The sequence below is a fragment of the Streptomyces sp. SID12501 genome (assembly GCF_010550245.1).
Classification (GTDB): Bacteria; Actinomycetota; Actinomycetes; order Streptomycetales; family Streptomycetaceae; genus Streptomyces.
Genome location: NZ_JAAGLU010000871.1, coordinates 1 through 410, shown reverse-complemented (window position 1 = coordinate 410; position 410 = coordinate 1). Strand labels below are relative to the sequence as shown.

Sequence of the window (410 nt, the reverse complement as noted above, 5' to 3'; positions counted from 1 at the left end):
GCGAAGGCTGCCGCGGGGCCCGTCGCGCCGGCCCGGGGGGAGGCGAGCACGCAGGTCATCCCCGTCATCCGGGGGGCGGCCTCCGCCACCGGACCGGCCCCGGCGATCCTGTCCGACGGCTTCCGGGACGCCTTCCCGCCGCTCACCGAGCCCGCTCCCGCCACCGTCCCCGTCCCCGTGCCCGCCCCGGGGGCCGAACCGGGATCCCGGCGCAGGACCGCGCTGCTGGCGGCCGCGGGGGTGCTGACGGTGGCCGCGCTCGGCACGGCGATCGGGCTGGCCCTGACCTCGGGGGAGGCGCAGGCACCGGCCAAGCCCGCGGTGTCCTCGACCCCGACCACCGGAGCCACGGAACCGCCGACCGTCCCGGGCACGATCGGAACCGACCCCGCGCCCGAGCCGGGGACGAC

General features: G+C 80.2%; 1 pseudogene. It reads left to right on the top strand.

Features of this window, described 5'->3' with window-relative positions:
- Positions 1-410: pseudogene (locus tag G3I71_RS48900) on the top strand (hypothetical protein); the annotation flags it as partial.